This window comes from Streptomyces sp. NPDC059875, assembly GCF_042731085.1.
Taxonomy (GTDB): domain Bacteria; phylum Actinomycetota; class Actinomycetes; order Streptomycetales; family Streptomycetaceae; genus Streptomyces.
In genome coordinates this window covers 67,938-90,200 of the sequence record NZ_JBHWJZ010000032.1, presented here as the reverse complement: position 1 = coordinate 90,200, position 22,263 = coordinate 67,938, and the positions used below count along the sequence as shown (strand labels likewise).

General features: G+C 70.0%; 20 protein-coding genes. 2 read left to right on the top strand and 18 right to left on the bottom strand.

From position 1 onward, the window contains the following. Positions 1-67: 67 nt before the first annotated feature. From nuoN to ACFV9D_RS30955, 14 genes are all read right to left on the bottom strand, one after another. Positions 68-1,717 carry an NADH-quinone oxidoreductase subunit NuoN gene (gene nuoN, locus ACFV9D_RS31020; protein WP_385153531.1) on the bottom strand — a complete coding sequence of 550 codons (1,650 nt, stop codon included), beginning with the start codon at positions 1,715-1,717 and terminating at the stop codon, positions 68-70. Beyond that, the gene (locus tag ACFV9D_RS31015; protein ID WP_385153529.1) at positions 1,714-3,318 is read right to left on the bottom strand and encodes an NADH-quinone oxidoreductase subunit M; all 1,605 of its coding nucleotides are present in this window, start codon (positions 3,316-3,318) and stop codon (positions 1,714-1,716) included. Before ACFV9D_RS31015 ends, nuoN begins: the two co-directional genes overlap by 4 nt. 5 nt (positions 3,319-3,323) lie before the next feature. Continuing rightward, positions 3,324-5,219: an NADH-quinone oxidoreductase subunit L gene (nuoL, locus tag ACFV9D_RS31010; protein WP_385153526.1), complete on the bottom strand. Its 1,896-nt coding sequence runs from the start codon at positions 5,217-5,219 to the stop codon at positions 3,324-3,326. An 11-nt stretch (positions 5,220-5,230) separates the two neighbouring features. Continuing rightward, positions 5,231-5,530, bottom strand: a complete 300-nt coding sequence (nuoK, locus tag ACFV9D_RS31005; protein WP_069927518.1) for an NADH-quinone oxidoreductase subunit NuoK — start codon at positions 5,528-5,530, stop codon at positions 5,231-5,233. Continuing rightward, positions 5,527-6,369 carry an NADH-quinone oxidoreductase subunit J gene (locus ACFV9D_RS31000; RefSeq protein ID WP_385153523.1) on the bottom strand — a complete coding sequence of 281 codons (843 nt, stop codon included), beginning with the start codon at positions 6,367-6,369 and terminating at the stop codon, positions 5,527-5,529. The genes nuoK and ACFV9D_RS31000 overlap by 4 nt, the downstream gene beginning before the upstream one ends. Next, positions 6,366-6,962, bottom strand: coding sequence for an NADH-quinone oxidoreductase subunit NuoI (gene nuoI / locus ACFV9D_RS30995; protein WP_385153520.1), 597 nt, complete (start codon positions 6,960-6,962; stop codon positions 6,366-6,368). The genes ACFV9D_RS31000 and nuoI overlap by 4 nt, the downstream gene beginning before the upstream one ends. Further along, a complete protein-coding gene (nuoH, locus tag ACFV9D_RS30990) occupies positions 6,937-8,322 on the bottom strand; it encodes an NADH-quinone oxidoreductase subunit NuoH (RefSeq protein WP_385153517.1) in 1,386 nt (461 codons plus the stop codon). Before nuoH ends, nuoI begins: the two co-directional genes overlap by 26 nt. 106 nt (positions 8,323-8,428) lie before the next feature. Beyond that, positions 8,429-10,918, bottom strand: a complete 2,490-nt coding sequence (locus ACFV9D_RS30985) for an NADH-quinone oxidoreductase subunit G (RefSeq protein ID WP_385153515.1) — start codon at positions 10,916-10,918, stop codon at positions 8,429-8,431. Continuing rightward, positions 10,915-12,264 (bottom strand): NADH-quinone oxidoreductase subunit NuoF, encoded by a 1,350-nt coding sequence (gene nuoF, locus ACFV9D_RS30980; RefSeq protein WP_385153512.1) that lies wholly within the window; start codon positions 12,262-12,264, stop codon positions 10,915-10,917. The genes ACFV9D_RS30985 and nuoF overlap by 4 nt, the downstream gene beginning before the upstream one ends. Further along, positions 12,264-13,007, bottom strand: coding sequence for an NADH-quinone oxidoreductase subunit NuoE (gene nuoE / locus ACFV9D_RS30975; RefSeq protein WP_361860764.1), 744 nt, complete (start codon positions 13,005-13,007; stop codon positions 12,264-12,266). The genes nuoF and nuoE overlap by 1 nt, the downstream gene beginning before the upstream one ends. Continuing rightward, on the bottom strand, positions 13,004-14,335 hold the full coding sequence (locus tag ACFV9D_RS30970) for an NADH-quinone oxidoreductase subunit D (RefSeq protein ID WP_385153509.1): 1,332 nt from the start codon (positions 14,333-14,335) through the stop codon (positions 13,004-13,006). Before ACFV9D_RS30970 ends, nuoE begins: the two co-directional genes overlap by 4 nt. After that, the gene (locus ACFV9D_RS30965; protein WP_385153506.1) at positions 14,335-15,066 is read right to left on the bottom strand and encodes an NADH-quinone oxidoreductase subunit C; all 732 of its coding nucleotides are present in this window, start codon (positions 15,064-15,066) and stop codon (positions 14,335-14,337) included. The genes ACFV9D_RS30970 and ACFV9D_RS30965 overlap by 1 nt, the downstream gene beginning before the upstream one ends. Further along, positions 15,063-15,617, bottom strand: a complete 555-nt coding sequence (locus tag ACFV9D_RS30960) for an NADH-quinone oxidoreductase subunit B family protein (protein WP_003998928.1) — start codon at positions 15,615-15,617, stop codon at positions 15,063-15,065. Before ACFV9D_RS30960 ends, ACFV9D_RS30965 begins: the two co-directional genes overlap by 4 nt. Before the next feature lie 17 nt (positions 15,618-15,634). Beyond that, positions 15,635-15,994, bottom strand: a complete 360-nt coding sequence (locus ACFV9D_RS30955; protein WP_030494815.1) for an NADH-quinone oxidoreductase subunit A — start codon at positions 15,992-15,994, stop codon at positions 15,635-15,637. Positions 15,995-16,655: 661 nt separating this feature from the next. Here ACFV9D_RS30955 and ACFV9D_RS30950 point away from each other — a divergent pair. Continuing rightward, positions 16,656-17,480, top strand: a complete 825-nt coding sequence (locus ACFV9D_RS30950; protein WP_385153503.1) for a C40 family peptidase — start codon at positions 16,656-16,658, stop codon at positions 17,478-17,480. A 61-nt stretch (positions 17,481-17,541) separates the two neighbouring features. On the opposite strand, the gene ACFV9D_RS30945 is transcribed toward ACFV9D_RS30950, so the two are convergent. Continuing rightward, positions 17,542-18,417 (bottom strand): NAD(P)-dependent oxidoreductase, encoded by an 876-nt coding sequence (locus tag ACFV9D_RS30945; protein ID WP_385153500.1) that lies wholly within the window; start codon positions 18,415-18,417, stop codon positions 17,542-17,544. Positions 18,418-18,493: 76 nt separating this feature from the next. Between ACFV9D_RS30945 and ACFV9D_RS30940 the strand changes: the two genes are divergently transcribed. Continuing rightward, entirely contained in the window at positions 18,494-19,504 is a 1,011-nt protein-coding gene (locus ACFV9D_RS30940) for a helix-turn-helix domain-containing protein (protein ID WP_385153497.1), read from the top strand. Here ACFV9D_RS30940 and ACFV9D_RS30935 read toward each other — a convergent pair. From ACFV9D_RS30935 to ACFV9D_RS30925, 3 genes are all read right to left on the bottom strand, one after another. After that, positions 19,470-20,753, bottom strand: a complete 1,284-nt coding sequence (locus ACFV9D_RS30935; RefSeq protein WP_362362809.1) for a geranylgeranyl reductase family protein — start codon at positions 20,751-20,753, stop codon at positions 19,470-19,472. The two genes, ACFV9D_RS30940 and ACFV9D_RS30935, sit on opposite strands and share 35 nt — an antisense overlap. A 77-nt stretch (positions 20,754-20,830) precedes the next feature. After that, positions 20,831-21,523 carry a demethylmenaquinone methyltransferase gene (locus tag ACFV9D_RS30930; protein ID WP_385153494.1) on the bottom strand — a complete coding sequence of 231 codons (693 nt, stop codon included), beginning with the start codon at positions 21,521-21,523 and terminating at the stop codon, positions 20,831-20,833. Between the two features lie 137 nt (positions 21,524-21,660). After that, positions 21,661-22,260, bottom strand: coding sequence for a hypothetical protein (locus ACFV9D_RS30925; protein ID WP_385153491.1), 600 nt, complete (start codon positions 22,258-22,260; stop codon positions 21,661-21,663). Positions 22,261-22,263 lie beyond the last annotated feature (3 nt).

Sequence of the window (22,263 nt, the reverse complement as noted above, 5' to 3'; positions counted from 1 at the left end):
CTAACACCCCCCTGGCCCCGTTCTCCTCCCGTACGGGAGGAGACCGGGCCCTGGGCGTACGGAGCCGCTACCGCACGAAGACGCCCGCCTGGCTCGCCAGGTCCAGGAAGTACTGCGGCGCGACGCCGAGCACCAGCGTCACGACCACACCGACCGTGATCGTGGCCGCCGTGAAGCCCGAGGGCACGGCGACCGTGGGGCCGTCCGCCTTCGGCTCGCTGAAGAACATCAGCACGATCACCCGGATGTAGAAGAACGCGGCGATCGCCGACGAGACGACGCCGACCACGACCAGCGCGCCCGCGCCGCCCTCCGCCGCCGCCGTGAAGACCGCGAACTTGCCGGAGAAGCCGGAGGTCAACGGGATGCCGGCGAAGGCGAGCAGGAAGACCGCGAAGACCGCCGCCACCAGCGGCGAACGGCGGCCCAGACCCGCCCACTTGGACAGGTGCGTCGCCTCGCCGCCCGCGTCCCGGACCAGCGTGACGACCGCGAACGCGCCGATCGTCACGAAGGAGTACGCGCCCAGGTAGAAGAGCACGGACGAGATGCCGGTGGGCGTGGCGGCGATGACACCGGCCAGCAGGAAGCCGGCGTGTGCGATGGACGAGTACGCGAGGAGCCGCTTGATGTCGGTCTGGGTGATCGCGACGATCGCGCCGCCCAGCATGGTGACGATGGCGACGCCCCACATGACCGGCCGCCAGTCCCAGGTGAGGCCCGGCAGCACCACGTACAGCAGGCGCAGCAGCGCGCCGAACGCGGCGACCTTCGTCGCGGCCGCCATGAAGCCGGTGACGGGGGTCGGCGCGCCCTGGTAGACGTCCGGGGTCCACATGTGGAACGGCACGGCGCCGACCTTGAACAGCAGGCCCATGAGGACCAGGGCGAAGCCGATGAGCAGCAGGACGTCGTTGCCCATGGTCTGGGCGAGGGCCGGGTCGACCGAGGCGACCGAGCCGTCGACGACGTTCGCGATGGTGGCGTACGAGACGGAGCCCGCGTAGCCGTAGAGCAGGGCGATCCCGAAGAGCAGGAACGCCGAGGAGAAGGCTCCGAGGAGGAAGTACTTGACCGCCGCCTCCTGCGACATCAGCCGCTTGCGGCGGGCGACGGCGCAGAGCAGGTAGAGCGGGAGGGAGAAGACCTCCAGGGCGATGAAGAGCGTCAGGAGGTCGTTGGCGGCGGGGAAGACGAGCATGCCGGCGATGGCGAACAGCACCAGCGGGAACACCTCGGTGGTGGTGAACCCGGCCTTGACCGCCGCTTTCTCCTGGTCGCTGCCGGGAACGGCGGCGGCCTCGGCGGCGAAGGAGTCGACCTTGTGGCCGTTGTCGGCGGGGTCGAGCCGGCGCTCGGCGAAGGTGAAGACCGCGACGATCGAGGCCAGCAGGATGGTCCCCTGCAGGAAGAGCGCCGGCCCGTCCACGGCGATCGCGCCCATGGCCGCGATGTGGGCCTTGGTGGAGCCGTAGCCGCCGGCCGCGAGGCCGACGACCGCCGCGAAGGCGGCGACCAGCGCGAGCACGGTGAGGAACACCTGAGCGTGGTAGCGGCCCTTGCGGGGCACGAAGGCCTCGGCGAGGACGCTGAGGACTGCGGCGCCGACCACGATGAGGACGGGCGAGAGCTGGACGTACTCGATGTGGGGCGCGGGGATCTTGCTCACGGGCTCCGCGGCCGTCGTCCACAGGCTGTGGACAGCCATCGCACTCACTTGGCCTCCACGGTTTGGAGAGGAACGGTGGGCTGGGGGTCACTCTGCTGGACGTCTGACATGGTGTGGCTGACGGCCGGGTTGACGATGTCCGTCAGCGGCTTCGGGAACACCCCGAGGAGGATCAGCAGGGCGATCAGCGGGGCGACCACGACCAGTTCCCGCACCCGCAGGTCCGGCATCGTCCGGACCTCCTCGGTCTTCACCGGGCCCGTCATCGTCCGCTGGTACAGGACGAGGGTGTAGAGCGCGGCGAGGACGATGCCGGTGGTGGCGATGATGCCCGCCACCGGGTACCGGGCGTACGTGCCGACCAGGACCAGGAACTCACTGACGAAGGGCGCGAGGCCCGGCAGCGAGAGGGTGGCAAGACCGCCGATCAGGAAGGTGCCGGCGAGCACCGGGGCGACCTTCTGCACACCGCCGTAGTCGGCGATGAGCCGCGAGCCGCGCCGGGAGATCAGGAAGCCGGCCACCAGCATCAGCGCGGCCGTCGAGATCCCGTGGTTGACCATGTACAGCGTCGCGCCGCTCTGGCCCTGGGTGGTCATCGCGAAGATGCCCATGATGATGAAGCCGAAGTGCGAGATCGAGGCGTACGCGACCAGGCGCTTGATGTCCCGCTGGCCGACCGCGAGCAGCGCCCCGTACACGATGCTGACCAGGGCGAGCGCGATGATCACCGGGGTCGCCCACTTGCTGGCCTCCGGGAAGAGCTGGAGGCAGAAGCGGAGCATCGCGAACGTGCCGACCTTGTCGACGACCGCCGTGATGAGCACGGCGACCGGGGCGGTCGCCTCCCCCATCGCGTTCGGCAGCCAGGTGTGCAGCGGCCACAGCGGCGCCTTCACCGCGAAGGCGAAGAAGAAGCCGAGGAACAGCAGCCGTTCGGTGTTGGTCGCCATCTCGAGCGAGCCGTCGGCGCGGGCGGCGGCGATCTCGGTCAGGGAGAAGTTCCCCGCGACCACGTAGAGCCCGATGACGGCGGCCAGCATGATCAGTCCGCCGACGAGGTTGTAGAGCAGGAACTTGACGGCCGCGTAGGAGCGCTGGGCCGCCGCGTTCTCGTCCGAGCCCGCGTGGGCGCGGTCGCCGAAGCCGCCGATGAGGAAGTACATCGGGATGAGCATGGCTTCGAACAGGATGTAGAAGAGGAAGACGTCGGTGGCCTCGAAGGAGAGGATCACCATCGCCTCGACCATCAGGATCAGGGCGAAGAAGCCCTGGGTCGGCCGCCAGCGCGTGGACTTCGTCTCCAGGGGGTCGGCGTCGTGCCAGCCGGCCAGGATGACGAAGGGGATCAGCAGCGCGGTGAGCGCGATCAGCGCCACCCCGATGCCGTCCACGCCCAGTTCGTAACGGACCCCGAAGTCCTTGATCCAGGAGTAGGACTCGACGAACTGGTACCGGTCGCCGCCGGGTTCGAAGTCCACGAGGACGACCACGGCGAGGACGAGTGTGACGAGCGAGACGGTCAGCGCCAGCCATTTGGCGGCGGCGCGACGGGCGGCGGGGACGGCGGCGGTGAGGATCGCACCGACCGCCGGCACCGCTGCCGTCGCCGTCAGGATCGGGAACCCTGCGTTCACTACTTGCGACATGGCAGTTACACCGCCCTCATCAGCAGGGTCGCGGCGATCAGCACCGCCGTACCTCCGAACATGGAGACCGCATACGTGCGGGCGTAGCCGTTCTGCAGCTTGCGCAGCCGGCCGGACAGGCCCCCGACCGAGGCCGCGGTGCCGTTGACCACCCCGTCGACCAGGGTGTGGTCGACGTAGACGAGCGAGCGGGTGAGGTGCGTGCCGCCCGTGACGAAGACGGCGTGGTTGAAGTCGTCCTGGAGCAGGTCGCGGCGGGCGGCCCGGGTGAGCAGCGAGCCGCGCGGGGCGGTGACCGGGACGGGCCTGCGTCCGTACTGGAGGTACGCGAGCCCGACGCCGATCACCATGACCGCGACCGTGGCGGAGGTGATGGCCCCGGCGCTGATCGGCGGGTGGCCGTGCTCGAACTCGGTCACCGGCTTCAGCCAGTTCACGAACCGGTCGCCGATGCTGAAGAAGCCACCCGCGGCCACGGATCCGACGGCCAGCAGGATCATCGGGACCGTCATCACCCTCGGCGACTCGTGCGGGTGCGGCATCTCGCCCTGTTCGTCCGCCTGCCAGCGCTTCTCGCCGAAGAAGGTCATCAGCATCACGCGCGTCATGTAGAACGCCGTGATGGCCGCGCCGAGCAGCGTGACCGCGCCGAGGATCCAGCCTTCGGTGCCACCCTTGGCGAAGGCCGCCTCGATGATCTTGTCCTTGGAGAAGAAGCCGGACAGGCCCGGGAAGCCGATGATCGCGAGATAGCCGAGGCCGAAGGTGACGAAGGTGATCGGCATGTACTTCCGCAGGCCGCCGTAACGGCGCATGTCCACCTCGTCGTTCATGCCGTGCATGACCGAACCGGCACCGAGGAAGAGCCCGGCCTTGAAGAAGCCGTGCGTCACCAGGTGCATGATCGCGAAGACGTAGCCGATGGGGCCGAGGCCCGCCGCCAGGATCATGTAGCCGATCTGCGACATCGTCGAGCCGGCCAGCGCCTTCTTGATGTCGTCCTTCGCGCAACCGACGATCGCACCGAAGAGGAGCGTGACCGCGCCGACCACGACGACCACGAGCTGGGCATCCGGGGAGGCGTTGAAGATGTCGGCGGAGCGGACGATCAGATAGACACCGGCGGTGACCATGGTGGCCGCGTGGATGAGGGCCGAGACCGGGGTCGGGCCCTCCATCGCGTCCCCGAGCCAGGACTGCAGCGGCACCTGGGCCGACTTGCCGCAGGCGGCGAGGAGGAGCATCAGGGCGATCGCCGTCAGCGTCCCCTCGGACGCCTCACCGGTCGCCTCCAGGACCGGCCCGAAGGTGAAGGTCCCGAAGGTGGTGAACATGATCATGACGGCGATCGACAGACCCATGTCGCCGACCCGGTTGACCAGGAAGGCCTTCTTCGCGGCGGTGGCCGCGGTGGGCTTGTGCTGCCAGAAGCCGATCAGGAGGTACGAGGCGAGGCCGACGCCCTCCCAGCCGAAGTAGAGCAGCAGGTAGTTGTCGGCGAGGACGAGGAGCAGCATCGCCGCGAGGAACAGGTTCAGATAGCCGAAGAAGCGGCGCTTGCGCTCGTCGTGCTCCATGTACCCGATCGAGTACACGTGGATGAGCGAGCCCACACCGGTGATCAGCAGTACGAACGTCATCGACAGCTGGTCGAGCTGGAAGGCCATCTGCGCCTGGAAGCTCTCGACGGGGATCCAGGTGTACAGGTTCTGGAACATGGCCCGGTCGTCGACGGGCTTGCCGAGCATGTCGGCGAAGAGCACCACGCCGATGACGAAGGAGACGGCCGCGAGCACCGTGCCGAGCAGGGGCCCGACCTTGTCCAGGCGCCGCCCGCCGCACAGCAGGACGGCCGCTCCCAGCAGAGGCGCCGCGATGAGCAGCGCAATCAGATTCTCCACGATTCAGCCCCTCACAGCTTCATCAGGCTGGCGTCGTCGACCGAGGCCGAGTGGCGGGAACGGAACAGCGACACGATGATCGCGAGCCCGACCACGACCTCCGCGGCGGCGACGACCATCGTGAAGAAGGCGATGATCTGGCCGTCGAGATTGCCGTGCATCCGGGAGAAGGCGACGAACGCGAGGTTGCAGGCGTTGAGCATCAGCTCGACGCACATGAAGACCACGATCGCGTTCCGCCGGATCAGGACCCCGGCCGCTCCGATGGTGAACAACAGGGCGGCGAGGTACAGATAGTTGACGGGGTTCACCGCGTGGCCTCCTCTTCGTCCCGGTCGAGCTCGTCCCGGTCCCGGCCGAGCCGCTCCTCGGAGCGCTGCTCCAGCGCCTTCAGGTCCGCCAGCGCCTCGCTGGACACGTCGCGGACCTGGCCGCGCTTGCGCAGCGTCTGCATCACGGTCAGCTCGGCGGGGGTGCCGTCGGGCAGCAGACCGGCGATGTCCACCGCGTTGTGCCGGGCGTAGACACCCGGCGCGGGCAGCGGCGGCACGTGCGTGCCCTCGCGCACCCGCTGCTCGGACAGCTCGCGCTGGGTGCGGGCCCGCTCGGTGCGCTCGCGGTGGGTGAGCACCATCGCGCCGACGGCCGCGGTGATGAGCAGCGCGCCGGTGATCTCGAAGGCGAAGACGTACTTGGTGAAGATGAGGGCGGCGAGGCCCTCGACGTTTCCGCCGTACGCGCCGTTGGCCGCGCCCAGTCCGTTGAACTCCGTCAGGGACGCCTGGCCGATGCCGGCGATCAGCAGGATGCCGAAGCCGAGCCCGCAGGCCGCGGCCCACCAGCGCTGCCCCTTGATGGTCTCCTTCAGCGAGTCCGCGGCCGTGACACCGACCAGCATGACGATGAAGAGGAAGAGCATCATGATCGCGCCGGTGTAGACGACGATCTGGACGATGCCGAGGAAGTACGCGCCGTTGGCGAGGTAGAAGACCGCCAGGATGATCATCGTGCCGGCCAGACAGAGGGCGCTGTGCATCGCCTTCTTCATCAGGACCGTGCACAGGGCGCCGATGACGGCGACGGTGCCGAGGACCCAGAACTGGAAGGCCTCGCCGCCCGAGGTCGCGTACGCCGCGAGGTTGGCGCTCATGCGTCCACCTCTTCCGGCTCGCCCTTCTCCCCCTTGGAGGTGGCGACCTGACGGACGGTGCCGGGCGCGGCCTCGGTGACCAGGCCCCGGTAGTAGTCCTGCTCGTCCATCCCCGGGTAGATGGCGTGCGGGGAGTCGACCATGCCCTCCTCCAGGCCGGCGAGGAGCTGCTCCTTGGTGTAGATCAGGTTCTCGCGGGAGGAGTCGGCCAGTTCGAACTCGTTCGTCATCGTCAGCGCCCGCGTGGGGCAGGCCTCGATGCACAGCCCGCACAGGATGCAGCGGGCGTAGTTGATCTGGTAGACGACGCCGTACCGCTCGCCCGGGGAGTAGCGCTCCTCGTCGGTGTTGTCCGCGCCCTCCACGTAGATGGCGTCCGCGGGGCAGGCCCAGGCGCACAGCTCGCAGCCGACGCACTTCTCGAGGCCGTCGGGGTGACGGTTGAGCTGGTGCCGGCCGTGGAAGCGCGGCGCCGTCGTCTTCTGCTGCTCCGGGTACTGCTCGGTCAGCCGCTTCTTGAACATGGCCTTGAAGGTCACGCCGAAGCCGGCCACCGGATTCTGGAAATCAGACACCGTCCGTCTCCTTTCCATCACTCGCAGTAGCAGTATCGGGGCCACCACTGACAACGAGGTCCCGGTCGTGCCGGGGCCTGCGCCGCGGTACGGGCGGCAGGGACTGTCCGGGCTTGGGCGGTACGGGGAATCCGCCGGCCATCGGGTCGAACGGGGGCTCGTCCTCGACCTCGGCGGCCTTGGCCTTCCGGTCGCGGAACATGTCGGCGACGAAGGAGAGGAGCAGGACGGCGATGACGGCGCCGGCGACGTACAGCACGATGTTCTGGAAGCCGACGTTCTCGTTGCGCAGGGCGCGGACGGTGGCGACCAGCATCAGCCAGAGCACCGAGACCGGGATGAGGACCTTCCAGCCGAGCTTCATCAACTGGTCGTAGCGGACGCGGGGCAGGGTGCCGCGGAGCCAGATGAAGAAGAAGAGCAGCAGCTGCACCTTGAGGACGAACCAGAGCATCGGCCACCAGCCGTGGTTCGCGCCCTCCCAGAAGGTGGAGATCGGGTACGGGGCACGCCAGCCGCCGAGGAAGAGCGTCACGGACACGGCGGAGACCGTCACCATGTTCACGTACTCGGCGAGCATGAACATCGCGAACTTGATGGACGAGTACTCGGTGTTGAAGCCGCCGACGAGGTCGCCCTCCGACTCCGGCATGTCGAACGGGGCGCGGTTGGTCTCGCCGACCATCGTGACGACGTAGATGATGAACGAGACCGGCAGCAGGACGATGAACCAGCGGTCCGCCTGCGCCTCGACGATCGCCGAGGTCGACATCGACCCGGAGTAGAGGAAGACGGAGGCGAACGCGGCGCCCATGGCGATCTCGTAGGAGATCATCTGCGCGCAGGAGCGCAGGCCGCCGAGGAGCGGGTACGTGGAGCCGGAGGACCAGCCGGCGAGCACGATGCCGTAGATGCCGACGGAGGCGATGGCCAGGACGTACAGCATGGCGATCGGCAGGTCCGTGAGCTGCATCGTGGTGCGGTGGCCGAAGATCGAGACCTCGTTGCCGGCCGGGCCGAAGGGGATCACGGCGATGGCCATGAACGCGGGGGCGGCGGCGATGATCGGCGCGAGGATGTAGACGACCTTGTCGGCGCGCTTGACGACGACGTCCTCCTTGAGCATCAGCTTGATGCCGTCCGCGAGGGACTGGAGGAGACCCCAGGGTCCGTGCCGGTTGGGCCCGATGCGCAGCTGCATCCAGGCGACGACCTTGCGCTCCCACACGATGGAGAAGAGCACGGTGACCATGAGGAAGGCGAAGCAGAAGACGGCCTTGATCGCGACGAGCCACCAGGGGTCCGTCCCGAACATGGACAGGTCTTCGGCAGCGAGGACGCTGCGCTGTGCGTCCGCGAGTTGAGCGAGGGCGGTCATGCGCGCACCTCCCGTGCGGGGGCGGCCAGGGCTTCGCCCGGCCGGACGACGTGGGTACGGGCCCCGGGGACCGCGCGAACGCTGGCCGGCCGGGCGAGGATCGCGGTCATGACCGGACCTCCACCGCGTCGGCGGCGTCCGCCGGGCCGATGCGGACCAGGTCGCCCGGGTGGGCGCCCGTGTCGGAGAGGACGCCGCCCGCCGACGAGTTGAGCGGGAGCCAGACCACTCGGTCGGGCATCTCCGTCACCTGGAGCGGGAAGCGGGTCGTGCCGGCCGGGCCGGTGACGGCGAGGACGTCGCCGTCCTTGACGCCCGTCTCGGCGGCGGTGGCGGCCGAGAGGCGGGCGAGCGCCGCGTGGCGGGTGCCGGCCAGGGCTGTGTCGCCCTCCTGGAGGCGGCCCAGGTCGAGCAGGAGCCGGTGGCCGGCGAGGACCGCCTCGCCCTCGCCCGGTCGGGGCGCGGACTGGGCGGGCTCGGTGGGCTCGGTCGCCCGCTCGCCCTCCCAGCCGCCGAGCCGGTCCAGCTCCCGGCGGACGGCGCGCAGGTCGGGCAGGGCCAGGTGCGCGTCGAGGGCGTCGGCGAGCATGTGGAGCACGCGCGCGTCCGTCGGCGGCAGCGGCCGGGTCATCTGCTCGGGCTTGAGCGCGGCCTCGAAGAGCCGTGCCCTGCCCTCCCAGTTGAGGAAGGTGCCGGGCTTCTCGGCGACCGCGGCGACCGGCAGGATCACGTCCGCCCGCTCGGTGACCTCGCTCGGCCGCAGCTCCAGGGAGACGACGAACGCCGCGTCCAGGGCCTCACGCGCGCGTGCCGGGTCGGGCAGGTCGCGGACCTCGACGCCGCCGACGAGCAGCGCGCCCAGTTCGCCGGTGGCCGCGGCCTCGACGATCTGGCCGGTGTCGCGGCCGTAGCCGTGCGGGAGTTCGCGTACGCCCCAGGCGGCCGCGACCTCCTCACGCGCGCGTGGGTCGGTCGCGGGGCGGCCGCCGGGCAGCAGCGTCGGGATGGCGCCGGCTTCGAGCGCGCCGCGCTCGCCGGCCCGGCGCGGGATCCACACCAGCTGCGCGCCGGTCGCGGTCGCCGTCCGTACGGCGGCGGTCAGGCCGCCGGGCACGGCGGCGAGCCGCTCGCCGACGACGAGGACCGCCCCGTCCTGGCGCAGCGCCTCGGCCGCGTGCGTCCCGGCCTCATCAAGGCCGACCCGCGAGGTGAGGGCGTCCAGCCACTCGGTCTCGGTGCCGGGCGCGGCCGGCAGCAGCGTGCCGCCCGCCTTCACCAGGCCCCTGGTCGCGTGCGAGGCGAGCGCGTACGTCTTCTGTCCGTGCTTGCGCCAGGCCTTGCGCAGCCGCAGGAAGACGCCGGGCGCCTCCTCCTCGGCCTCGAAGCCGACGAGCAGCACGGCCGGAGCGGCTTCGAGGGAGGTGTACGTGACCCCGCTGCCGTCCAGATCGCGGCCACGGCCCGCCACCGTGGAGGCCAGGAAGTCGGCCTCCTCGCTGGAGTGGACGCGGGCCCGGAAGTCGACGTCGTTGGTGTCGAGGGCGACCCGGGCGAACTTGGCGTACGCGTAGGAGTCCTCGACGGTCAGCCGCCCGCCGGCCAGGACGCCGCTGCGGCCGCGGACGAGCCCGCGGGCCGCGGCCTCCAGAGCCTCCGGCCAGGACGCGGGCTCGAGGACACCGTCCTCATTGCGTACCAGTGGGGTGCTCAGCCGGTCGCGCTGCTGGGCGTACCGGAACGCGAACCGCCCCTTGTCGCACACCCACTCCTCGTTGACCTCCGGGTCCTCCGCCGCGAGCCGCCGCATGACCTTGCCGCGCCGGTGGTCGGTGCGGGTCGCGCAGCCGCCCGCGCAGTGCTCGCACACCGAAGGCGAGGAGACGAGGTCGAAGGGCCGGGAGCGGAACCGGTACGCCGCCGAGGTCAGCGCGCCGACCGGGCAGATCTGGATGGTGTTCCCGGAGAAGTACGACTCGAAGGGGTCGCCCTCGCCGATGCCGACCTGCTCCAGAGCGCCACGCTCCAGCAGCTCGATCATCGGATCGCCCGCGATCTGCTGCGAGAACCGGGTGCAGCGGGCACACAGCACGCACCGCTCACGGTCCAGGAGCACCTGCGGGGAGAGCGGGATCGGCTTCTCGTACGTCCGCTTCTTCCCCTCGAAGCGGGACTCCGACTGCCCGTGGGACATGGCCTGGTTCTGCAGCGGGCACTCGCCGCCCTTGTCGCAGACCGGGCAGTCCAGCGGGTGGTTGATGAGCAGCAGCTCCATCACACCGTGCTGGGCCTTCTCGGCGACCGGGGAGGTCAGCTGCGACTTCACCACCATGCCGTCGGTGCACGTGATGGTGCAGGAGGCCATCGGCTTGCGCTGGCCCTCGACCTCGACGATGCACTGCCGGCAGGCGCCGGCCGGGTCGAGGAGCGGGTGGTCGCAGAAGCGCGGGATCTCGATGCCGAGCTGTTCGGCGGCGCGGATGACCAGGGTCCCCTTGGGGACGGAGATCTCGGCGCCGTCGATCGTCAGCGTGACGAGGTCCTCCGGCGGTACCGCCGGGGAACCGCCGCCGGCGGGGCCGGCCGTGGTGACCGTCATGCCGTCACCTCCTTGTGGTTGTCCGCCCAGGCGGTCGACTTGGCCGGGTCGAAGGGGCAGCCCCGGCCGGTGATGTGCTGCTCGTACTCCTCGCGGAAGTACTTCAGCGAGGAGAAGATCGGGGAGGCGGCGCCGTCGCCGAGCGCGCAGAACGACTTGCCGTTGATGTTGTCGGCGATGTCGTTCAGCTTGTCGAGGTCGGACATGACGCCCTTGCCGGCCTCGATGTCGCGGAGCAACTGCACCAGCCAGTACGTGCCTTCACGGCAGGGAGTGCACTTGCCGCAGGACTCGTGCGCGTAGAACTCGGTCCACCGGGTCACCGCACGGACCACGCACGTCGTCTCGTCGAAGCACTGGAGCGCCTTGGTGCCGAGCATCGAGCCGGCGGCGCCCACGGCCTCGTAGTCCAGCGGGACGTCGAGGTGCTCGTCGGTGAACATCGGGGTGGAGGAGCCGCCCGGGGTCCAGAACTTCAGCCGGTGGCCCGGCCGCATCCCGCCGCTCATGTCGAGCAGCTGGCGCAGCGTGATCCCGAGCGGGGCCTCGTACTGGCCGGGCGAGGTGACGTGCCCGCTGAGCGAGTAGAGCGTGAAGCCCGGGGACTTCTCGCTGCCCATCGACTTGAACCAGTCCTTGCCCCGGTTGAGGATCGCGGGAACGGACGCGATGGACTCGACGTTGTTCACCACAGTGGGGCAGGCGTACAGACCGGCGACCGCGGGGAAGGGGGGACGCAGCCGGGGCTGGCCGCGTCGTCCTTCGAGCGAGTCGAGCAGCGCGGTCTCCTCGCCGCAGATGTACGCGCCGGCGCCGGCGTGCACGGTGATGTCGAGGTTCAGACCGCTGCCGAGGATGTTCTCGCCGAGGTAGCCGGCGTCGTACGCCTCGCGCACCGCCTCGTGCAGGCGGCGCAGGACGGGTACGACCTCGCCCCGCAGGTAGATGAACGCGTGCTCGGAGCGGATCGCGTAGCAGGCGATGATCATTCCCTCGATGAGGGAGTGCGGGTTGGCGAAGAGGAGCGGGATGTCCTTGCAGGTCCCGGGCTCCGACTCGTCGGCGTTGACGACGAGGTAGTGCGGCTTGCCGTCGCCCTGGGGAATGAACTGCCACTTCATTCCGGTGGGGAAGCCGGCGCCGCCGCGGCCGCGCAGACCGGAGTCCTTGACGTACGCGATGAGGTCGTCGGGCGTCATCGCGAGGGCCTTCCGCAGACCCTCGTACCCCTCGTGCCTCTTGTACGTCTCCAGGGTCCAGGAGTCGGGCTGGTCCCAGAACGCCGAAAGGACCGGCGCCAGAAGCTTCTCGGGGCTGCTGTTGTTGATCTCGGCTGCCAAGGTCATCACTCCCCCTCCCCACTGGCCGATTCGCCGCGCGGGTGGACGATCTTGTGGTGCGGGGTCTCGCCCTTGGCCAGGCGCAGCCCGACGAGCGAGGCCGGGCCGGCCCCACCGGTGGCCTCGACGGCCCCCTCGCGCTCGTCGGGGAAACCGGCCAGGATGCGGGCGGTCTCCTTGTACGTGCACAGGGGCGCGCCGCGCGTCGGCTCGACCGGGCGGCCGGCCCGCAGGTCGTCGACGATCTTCTTGGCGGACGCGGGCGTCTGGTTGTCGAAGAACTCCCAGTTGACCATCACCACGGGCGCGAAGTCGCAGGCCGCGTTGCACTCGATGTGCTCCAGCGTGACCTTGCCGTCCTCGGTCGTCTCGTTGTTGCCGACGCCGAGGTGCTCCTTCAGCTCCTCGAAGATGGCGTCGCCGCCCATGACCGCGCAGAGCGTGTTGGTGCAGACGCCGACCTGGTAGTCGCCGGAGGGCTTGCGCCGGTACATCGTGTAGAAGGTGGCGACCGCGGTGACCTCGGCGGTGGTGAGACCGAGGACCTCGGCACAGAACTTCATGCCGGTACGGGTCACATGGCCCTCCTCCGCCTGCACGAGGTGCAGCAGCGGCAGGAGCGCGGAGCGGGACCCCGGGTAGCGGGCGATGATCTCCTTGGCGTCCGCCTCCAGCCGGGCGCGTACCTCGGCCGGGTAGTCGGGGGCGGGGAGCTGGGGCATCCCGAGACTGGTCTGTCCGTCCGTCATCGGTCGACGCCTCCCATCACGGGGTCGATGGACGCGACGGCGACGATGACGTCGGCGACCTGGCCGCCCTCGCACATCGCCGCCATGGCCTGCAGGTTGGTGAAGGACGGGTCGCGGAAGTGGACCCGGTAGGGGCGGGTGCCGCCGTCGGAGACGACGTGCACGCCCAGCTCGCCCTTGGGCGATTCGACGGCCGCGTACGCCTGTCCGGCCGGGACCCGGAAGCCCTCGGTGACCAGCTTGAAGTGGTGGATCAGGGCCTCCATGGAGGTGCCCATGATCTTCTTGATGTGGTCGAGGGAGTTGCCGAGGCCGTCCGGGCCCTGCGCGAGCTGCGCGGGCCAGGCGATCTTCTTGTCGGCGACCATGACCGGACCGCGCGCCAGGCGGTCGAGGCACTGCTCGACGATCCGCAGCGACTGCCGCATCTCCTCCAGGCGGACGAGGAAGCGGCCGTAGGCGTCGCAGGTCTCGGCGGTCGGGATGTCGAACTCGTAGTTCTCGTAGCCGCAGTACGGGTCGGTCTTGCGCAGGTCGTGCGGGAGGCCGGCGGAGCGCAGCATCGGTCCGGTGACGCCGAGCGCCATGCAGCCGGCGAGGTCGAGGTAGCCGACGTCCTGCATACGGGCCTTGAAGATGGGGTTGCCCGTGGCGAGCTTGTCGTACTCCGGCAGGTTCTTCTTCATGGTCTTCACGAACTCGCGCACGGCGTCGACGGCGCCGGGCGGGAGGTCCTGGGCGAGGCCGCCGGGGCGGATGAACGCGTGGTTCATGCGCAGGCCGGTGATCAGCTCGTACAGGTCCAGGATCATCTCGCGGTCGCGGAAGCCGTAGATCATGATCGTGGTCGCGCCCAGCTCCATGCCGCCGGTGGCGATGGCCACCAGGTGGGAGGAGAGCCGGTTGAGCTCCATCAGCATCACGCGGAGGACGCTGGCCCGGTCGGGGATCTGGTCGGTGATGCCGAGCAGCTTCTCGACGCCCAGGCAGTACGCCGTCTCGTTGTAGAACGAGGTGAGGTAGTCCATGCGCGTGACGAAGGTGGTGCCCTGCGTCCAGGTCCGGTACTCGAGGTTCTTCTCGATGCCGGTGTGGAGGTAGCCGATGCCGCAGCGGGCCTCGGTGACGGTCTCGCCGTCGATCTCCAGGATCAGGCGGAGCACGCCGTGCGTGGACGGGTGCTGGGGGCCCATGTTGACGATGATCCGCTCGTCGTCGGCCTTGGCGGCGGACTCGACGACCTCCTCCCAGTCGCCACCGGTGACCGTGTAGACGGTGCCTTCGGTGGTCTCCCGGGCGGAGGCGGCGGAGGCGTTTTCGGTACTCATCAGCTGTACGACCTCCGCTGGTCAGGAGCCGGGATCTGGGCGCCCTTGTACTCGACGGCGATGCCGCCGAGGGGGTAGTCCTTGCGCTGCGGGAAGCCCTGCCAGTCGTCCGGCATCATGATCCGGGTGAGGGCGGGGTGGCCGTCGAAGACGATGCCGAAGAAGTCGTACGTCTCGCGCTCGTGCCAGTCGTTGGTCGGATAGACCGCGACGAGCGACGGGATGTGCGGGTCGGCGTCCGGGGCGGACACCTCCAGGCGGATCAGCCGGCCGTGGGTGAGCGAGCGCAGGTGGTACACGGCGTGCAGCTCGCGGCCCTTGTCGCCGAGGTAGTGGACGCCGGAGACGCCCGTACAGAGCTCGAAGCGCAGGGCGGGGTCGTCGCGCAGGGTGCGGGCGACCCGGACGAGGTGCTCGCGGGCGATGTGGAAGGTGAGCTCGCCGCGGTCGACGACCGTCTTCTCGATCGCGTTCTCCGGCAGGAGGCCCTGCTCGTCGAGGGCGCCCTCGAGTTCGTCGGCGACCTCGTCGAACCAGCCGCCGTAGGGGCGGGTGGCCGCGCCGGGGAGGCGTACGGAGCGGACGAGGCCGCTGTAGCCGGAGGTGTCGCCGCCGTTGTTGGCGCCGAACATGCCGCGCTGGACGCGGACCTCCTCGCCGTGCTCCCCGCGCTGCCCGGGCAGGTTCTGCTCGGAGAGCTCCTTCTCGGGGTTCGGAGTTTCGTCGCTCACCGGAGCAGACCCTTCATCTCAATGGTCGGCAGGGCCTTGAGCGCCGCTTCCTCCGCCTCGCGGGCCGCCTCCTCGGCGTTCACACCGAGCTTGGAGGTCTGGATCTTCTGGTGGAGCTTGAGAATCGCGTCCATCAGCATCTCCGGGCGCGGCGGGCACCCCGGCAAATAGATGTCAACCGGAACAATGTGGTCAACGCCCTGCACAATCGCGTAATTGTTGAACATTCCGCCCGAAGATGCGCAAACCCCCATGGAGATGACCCACTTGGGGTTCGGCATCTGGTCGTAGACCTGCCGCAGGACGGGCGCCATCTTCTGGCTGACGCGACCGGCCACGATCATCAGGTCGGCCTGGCGCGGTGAGCCGCGGAAGACCTCCATGCCGAAGCGCGCCAGGTCGTAGCGCCCGGCGCCGGTCGTCATCATCTCGATGGCGCAGCAGGCGAGGCCGAAGGTCGCGGGGAAGACGGACGCCTTGCGCACCCAGCCCGCGGCCTGTTCGACCGTCGTCAGCAGAAAACCGCTCGGCAGCTTCTCTTCGAGTCCCATAGGTGCCCCTCAGCCCCTCAGTCCCATTCCAGGCCGCCGCGCCGCCACACGTAGGCGTAGGCGACGAAGACGGTGAGCACGAAGAGCAGCATCTCCACGAGCCCGAAAAGCCCCAGGGCGTCGAAGGTGACGGCCCAGGGGTAGAGGAAGACGATCTCGATGTCGAAGACGATGAAGAGCATCGCCGTCAGGTAGTACTTGATGGGGAAGCGGCCACCTCCGGCCGGCGTCGGCGTCGGTTCGATGCCGCACTCGTACGCCTCGAGCTTTGCCCTGTTGTACCGCTTTGGGCCGATTAGCGTGGCCATGACCACGGAGAAGATCGCAAACCCCGCACCCAGGGCACCGAGCACGAGGATGGGCGCGTACGCATTCACGCTCCTCGCTCCTTCCAGTCGTCCTTGACCGTTGGACCGCACTGCCGGGCCGTGGAAGATCGCCCCCATGTGAGGCAGTTCACAAGCCTGGCTGCCCCGCATCTTATGCCTGCCCCTCTGTGATCTGCGACACGGGGTACGGCAACGACTTTGTGATCTCCACCACCTGACGAAGGATCATGAAGTCGGATGAGCGGTGATCTTGGCACTCGAAGCGCCCAGGTGATCACCAGATGTGACATCCGGACCGGAAACCGCTGGTCGGAAGGGGTGGTGCTCTATCAAGAGATGGACCATGCAAGCAAATTGGCAATGGACGCTGCCCGAGTGATAAGGCAACCGCCCGTCGCTCGGTCGGGGGCCCCGGCGGACGGGAGTGGACGCGTGCGCGCATTCACGAGCCCGAATGTGACCTGCACCACACCCCCACATGCCGTCAGAAAGTGGGGCTTGGCCATCCGAGTGAAGAGGTGGTAAGCGACGGGCAATTCGGGCGTTTCATTGAAAACGCATGATCAAGGGCTCAATAAGCGGTGCCCGGATTGTCCGTTACGGCGTCAATAAGGGCGCCAGAGAAGCGGATTATGTGATTCCGAACGTAACTGTGGCGCAACCCACGTTTCTTGAAGGGAACCGTGAAGCCCTGATAGCGGTTGTACTCATGTCCCACACCGCTCACATACCCAGCCACCGGAAGCCCCGCCGCAGCGCCTCGAAGCTCGCGCTCCGGGCAGGAGTTGCCGGTGGCGTCCTCAGCACCATCGCGGTGGCCGGTGCTGCCGGGCCGGCGAATGCCGAGCCGGTGACCGAGACCATCGAGATGCCCACGCTCGGCGCGCTCGACGCCGACCTGGCGAGCGCCGTCTCCGCGTCGGCCGAGGCCTCCCAGCAGCAGGCCCTCGACCTGAGCCTGCAGGCCCAGGAGCAGGGCGCCGCCCAGAAGGCCGCCCTGGACGCCAAGAAGGCCAAGGCGGAGGCCGACCGCAAGGCCGCGGCCGCCAAGGCGGAGGCCGAGCGTGCCGAGAAGGCCCGCGTCGAGGCCCAGGAGCGCGCCTCCCGCACCCAGGAGCGCACCACGCTCTCCGCGTCCTCCTCCGGCTCCTCGTCCAGCAGCAGCTCGCAGGCGGCCACCGGCTCCGCCGCGGCGATCGTGGCCTTCGCCCGCGCCCAGGTCGGCGACGCCTACATCTCCGGCGGCACCGGCCCGAACTCCTGGGACTGCTCCGGCCTCGTCCAGGCCGCGTACAGCCAGGCCGGCATCGACCTGCCGCGCATCTCCAGCTCGCAGTCGAGCATGGGCACCTCCGTCTCCCTGAGCAACCTCCAGCCGGGCGACATCCTGTACTGGGGCAGCCGCAGCGGCTCGTACCACGTGGCCATCTACGTGGGCGGCGGCAATTACGTCGGCGCGCAGAACCCGTCGACCGGTGTCGTCGAGCGCTCCATGGACTGGGACATGCCCTCCGGCGCCGTCCGCGTCCTCTGATCATCCGAGCACGAAGAGCCGTCACTCCTCGGGGGAGTGACGGCTCTTTGCCGCTTTCGCCCTACTTGCCCCGGAAGGCCTCGATGAGGCGGGCGTAGCTGTCGCCGCCGTGCCCCGCCGCCACGGCCTCCCGCATCAGCTCCAGATGCAGCCGCGGCAGCCGCCCGTCGATCCCGCGCGCCTCACCGGCCTCCAGCAGATGCCCGATGGTGGCCACCTGGACGTCGATGGTGGCGTCCGAGCCCGGGTACTCCCCCGCGTCGATCTGCTCGGCGTACGTGGTGAGGAACCAGGAGACCGTCTTCAGCCAGCGGTTCGCGAGCGCGGTGAACTCCTTGGCCGCCACCCCGTCCGCGCCCGCGAGGGCGGTGGCGTGCAGCCAGCCGCCGAAGACCGACCACATGAGCCCGAGCAGCCCGGCGTCGTACAGCGACGCGAGTCCCGCGTCCGGGCCGAGGTCGACCGGGTCGCCGAGCACGGCCAGGGTCGCCCGGTGCCGGGCGAGCAGTTCGGGCGAGCCCGCGTACAGGATCATGTTGCCGCTGTCGCCGATCCCCGGAGGGGTCGTCATGATGCCGCCGTCCAGATAGCCGGCGCCGTGCGAGGCCGCCCATTCCGCCTCCGCGCGGGCCTGCTCGGGAGAGCCGCTGGTGAGGTTGACCAGGATCCGGCCGCGGAGCGATGCGGCCGGCGGGGCGAGGAGTTCGCGTACGGCGGTGTAGTCGAGGACGCAGACCACGACGAGTTCGCTCGCCTCGACGGCCTCGGCGACGGTGGCGGCGCGGGTGGCGCCACGGGCGACCAGGGCGTCGGCCCTGCTCGGCGTACGGTTCCAGACGGTGGTGGGGTGGCCCGCGGCGAGGAAGGCGTCGGCGAGGGCGGTGCCCATCTGCCCGAGGCCGATGACGGTGACGTTCTGCTTGTTCATGACCTCCACGCTCGCAGCGGCGGAATCCGGCCGACAGTGGCAGGACTGACGACGGCCGCACGATTCCTGCCGTAGGTTCGGCCGCATGCGTACGGGAATCGTCGCCATCGCCGTCGTACCGGACCAGCGGGTCGGCACGTCACTGTGGGAGCTGTACGAACTCTCCCTCGCGTGCGCGGTCTTCGGCATCCCGCACCCCGACCTCGCCGACCCCTGGTACGAGCTGCGGCTGTGCGGGGACACCGGTGACGCCGGGGTCTTCTCCCTGCGGACCAGCCACGGTCTCGACGGACTCGTGGGCGCGGACACCGTGATCGTGCCGTCCGTGCCCGACGCGGTCGTGGACGACGGCGAGGAGGTGCCGGCCGAGCTGGTCGAGGCGCTGCGCGCGGCCGCCGCGTCCGGCGCGCGGATCGTCTCCCTGTGCACCGGCGCCTTCGCGCTCGCCGCCGCCGGACTCCTGGACGGCCGCCGGGCCACCGCCCATTGGCAGCACACCGGGCAGCTCGCCGCCCGCCACCCCGAGGTGATCGTGGACGATTCCGTGCTCTACACGGACGAGGGAACGGTGTTGACGAGCGCCGGGGCCACCGCCGCGCTCGACCTGTGCCTGCATCTCGTACGCAAGGACCTCGGCGCCACCGTCGCGGGTCAGCTCGCCCGGCGCCTGGTCGTGCCCGCCCACCGCACGGGCGGGCAGGCCCAGTTCATCGAGGCGCCGCTGCCGCCGAGCGACGGCGACAGCCTGGGACCCGTCCTGCAGTGGGCGACCGAGCGGCTGGCCGAACCCCTGACGGTCGACGACCTCGCCCGGCGGGCCCGGCTGAGCCCGCGCACCTTCCACCGGCGGGTGCGGGAGGCGTACGGAACCACCCCGCTGCAGTGGCTGCTCCAGCAGCGGGTGGCCCGCGCCCAGACCCTCCTGGAGTCCACCGACCTGCCCGTGGAGCTGGTCGGCGAACGCAGCGGCCTGGGCACGTCGGCCAATCTGCGGCGCCACTTCACCCGTACGGTCGGGGTGTCCCCTTCCGACTACCGGCAGGCGTTCAGGCCCCAGGACCTCAGGCCTTCGGGGCCACCTTCGACAGGCCGTTGATGATCCGGTCCATCGCGTCGCCACCCGTCGGGTCGGTGAGGTTGGCCAGCATCTTCAGCGTGAACTTCATCAGGACCGGGTGGGTCAGACCGCGCTGCGTCGCGATCTTCATGATCTTCGGGTTGCCGATGATCTTCACGAAGGCCCGGCCGAGCGTGTAGTACCCGCCGTAGGTGTCCTTGAGGATCTTCGGGTAGTTGTGCAGGGCCAGTTCGCGCTGCGCCGGGGTCGACCGGGCGTGCGCCTGGACGATGACGTCGGCCGCGATCTGGCCGGACTCCATCGCGTACGCGATGCCCTCGCCGTTGAACGGGTTGACCAGGCCGCCCGCGTCGCCGACGAGCAGCAGGCCCTTGGTGTAGTGCGGCTGCCGGTTGAAGGCCATCGGCAGCGCGGCGCCCCGGATCGGGATCGTCATGTTCTCCGGGGTGAAGCCCCAGTCCTCCGGCATCGAGGCGCACCACGCCTTGAGGACCTCGCGCCAGTCCAGCTCCCGGAACGCGGAGGACGAGTTCAGGATGCCGAGGCCGACGTTGGACGTGCCGTCGCCCATGCCGAAGATCCAGCCGTAGCCGGGCAGCAGGCGGTCCTGCGGGCCGCGCCGGTCCCACAGCTCCAGCCAGGACTCGAGGTAGTCGTCGTCGTGGCGGGGGCTGGTGAAGTACGTCCGTACGGCCACGCCCATCGGCCGGTCCTCGCGCCGGTGCAGGCCCATGGCGAGGGAGAGCCGGGTCGAGTTGCCGTCGGCGGCGACGACGAGCGGCGCGTGGAAGGTGACCTCGCGCTTCTCCTCACCGAGCTTAGCGGTCACGCCGGTGATCCGGCCGGTGCGGTCGTCGATGATCGGGGCGCCGACGTTGCAGCGCTCGTACAGCCGCGCGCCCGCCTTCTGCGCCTGCCGGGCGAGCTGCTCGTCGAAGTCGTCGCGCTTGCGCACGAGTCCGTAGTCCGGGTACGAGGCGAGGTCGGGCCAGTCGAGCTGGAGTCGGACGCCGCCGCCGATGATGCGCAGGCCCTTGTTGCGCAGCCAGCCGGCCTCCTCGGAGATGTCGATCCCCATGGCGACGAGCTGCTTGGTGGCGCGCGGGGTGAGCCCGTCGCCACAGACCTTCTCGCGGGGGAACGCGGTCTTCTCCAGGAGCAGGACGTCGAGTCCGGCCTTGGCGAGGTAGTACGCGGTCGTGGAGCCGGCCGGGCCTGCCCCGACGACGATCACGTCTGCGCTGTGCTCGGAGAGGGGCTCGGTCACGGCGTGGTCTCCCGAAGGGTCGAGGGAAGGTCGGGTTGCAGTCTATTGCGGAGGTTCCGAGGCGCCGGGGCGGTGTCCTAGAGCTTGAAGCCCCGGTGCATCGCCACCACGCCACCGGTCAGGTTGCGCCAGGCCACCTTGGACCAGCCGGCCTTCTGCAGCATCCCCGCGAGGGTCGGCTGGTCGGGCCAGGACTGGATGGACTCGGCGAGGTAGACGTACGCGTCCGGGTTGGAGGAGACCGCGCGGGCCACCGGCGGCAGCGCGCGCATCAGGTACTCCTCGTACACCGTGCGGAACGGCTTCCACGTCGCGTGCGAGAACTCGCAGATGACGACCCGCCCGCCGGGCTTCGTCACCCGGTACAGCTCGCGCAGCGCCGCCTCGGTGTCCTGGATGTTGCGCAGCCCGAAGGAGATGGTCACCGCGTCGAAGACGTCGTCGCGGAAGGGGAGCTTCGTCCCGTCGCCGGCGGTGAACGGCATCCACGGGTGCTTCTTCTTGCCGACCTGGAGCATGCCGATCGAGAAGTCGCAGGGCACGACGTAGGCGCCGGCGCGGGCGAAGGGCTGCGAGGAGGTGGCCGTCCCGGCCGCCAGGTCCAGGATCCGCTGCGCCGGGCGGGCGTCGACCGCCTTGGCGACCTCCTTGCGCCAGCGCCGGTCCTGGCCGAGCGAGAGCACATCGTTGGTGAGGTCGTAGTTCGCCGCCACGTCGTCGAACATCGAGGCGACTTCGTGCGGCTGCTTGTCCAGGGTTGCGCGGGTCACTGGCGTTCGGCCTCGCAGACTCGGGTACGGACGGTACGGAGGTAACCGGGCCATTGTCTCAGGGCCTCCCCGGCCTCGACCGGCAGGGCGCGCTCCAGCGGCGCTCGTCGGCTCTCCCGGAGCGGCGCCGGGGGCGCCTAGCGTCGGCGGTGGACCAGTCGGCCGTCGATGACGGTCGCCACGCACGTCGAGGCGCCGCGGCGGACGAGTGCGGCCCGGTCGGGGACGTCGAAGACGGCGAAGCGGGCGGGGCCGCCCGGCGCCAGGCGCGGCAGCAGCACGAGCGGCACCGGCGAGAAGGACGGGGGCCCCGGCAGCTTCTCCGGGCGCCGGCCGACGGCGAGTCCGGCCCGGCGCACCGCGTCCACGGCGGCCCGGCCGCGCAGTTCACCGGCGACGGCGACCGTCCCGTGCGCCAGCATCCGCTGCACGCCGCGCCGCGCGGAGGCGCCCCGCCGCGAGGGGTCGGCGCGGAAGATCTCCAGCGCGCGCGGTCCGGTGATCGGCTCGGTGCCGAACTCCTCGGCCTCCCGCGGGTCCGGGTGGTAGGTGCCTTCGAGCAGCTCGGGCGCGTACGGGTTGAGCAGCCCGGGCGTGAGGATGCCGGGCCACCGCCGCACCCGCGCCTCGGGCCTGACGGCGACCAGGTCCTCGTACGGGCCGACGGCTGCGAGGTGCGCGCCGTCGACCAGGACCGCGATCTCGGGCGACGCCTCGGCGACGTGGATCGTCAGCATGGG

Coding starts and splice junctions, on each gene's coding strand:
- ACFV9D_RS31015 (WP_385153529.1), bottom strand. CDS start 3,318: ATGTCGCAAGTAGTGAACGCAGGGTTCCCGATCCTGACGGCGACGGCA.
- ACFV9D_RS31000 (WP_385153523.1), bottom strand. CDS start 6,369: ATGAGCGCCAACCTCGCGGCGTACGCGACCTCGGGCGGCGAGGCCTTC.
- nuoI (WP_385153520.1), bottom strand. CDS start 6,962: ATGGAAAGGAGACGGACGGTGTCTGATTTCCAGAATCCGGTGGCCGGC.
- nuoH (WP_385153517.1), bottom strand. CDS start 8,322: ATGACCGCCCTCGCTCAACTCGCGGACGCACAGCGCAGCGTCCTCGCT.
- ACFV9D_RS30985 (WP_385153515.1), bottom strand. CDS start 10,918: ATGACGGTCACCACGGCCGGCCCCGCCGGCGGCGGTTCCCCGGCGGTA.
- nuoF (WP_385153512.1), bottom strand. CDS start 12,264: ATGACCTTGGCAGCCGAGATCAACAACAGCAGCCCCGAGAAGCTTCTG.
- nuoE (WP_361860764.1), bottom strand. CDS start 13,007: ATGACGGACGGACAGACCAGTCTCGGGATGCCCCAGCTCCCCGCCCCC.
- ACFV9D_RS30970 (WP_385153509.1), bottom strand. CDS start 14,335: ATGAGTACCGAAAACGCCTCCGCCGCCTCCGCCCGGGAGACCACCGAA.
- ACFV9D_RS30960 (WP_003998928.1), bottom strand. CDS start 15,617: ATGGGACTCGAAGAGAAGCTGCCGAGCGGTTTTCTGCTGACGACGGTC.
- ACFV9D_RS30950 (WP_385153503.1), top strand. CDS start 16,656: ATGTCCCACACCGCTCACATACCCAGCCACCGGAAGCCCCGCCGCAGC.
- ACFV9D_RS30940 (WP_385153497.1), top strand. CDS start 18,494: ATGCGTACGGGAATCGTCGCCATCGCCGTCGTACCGGACCAGCGGGTC.
- ACFV9D_RS30925 (WP_385153491.1), bottom strand. CDS start 22,260: ATGCTGACGATCCACGTCGCCGAGGCGTCGCCCGAGATCGCGGTCCTG.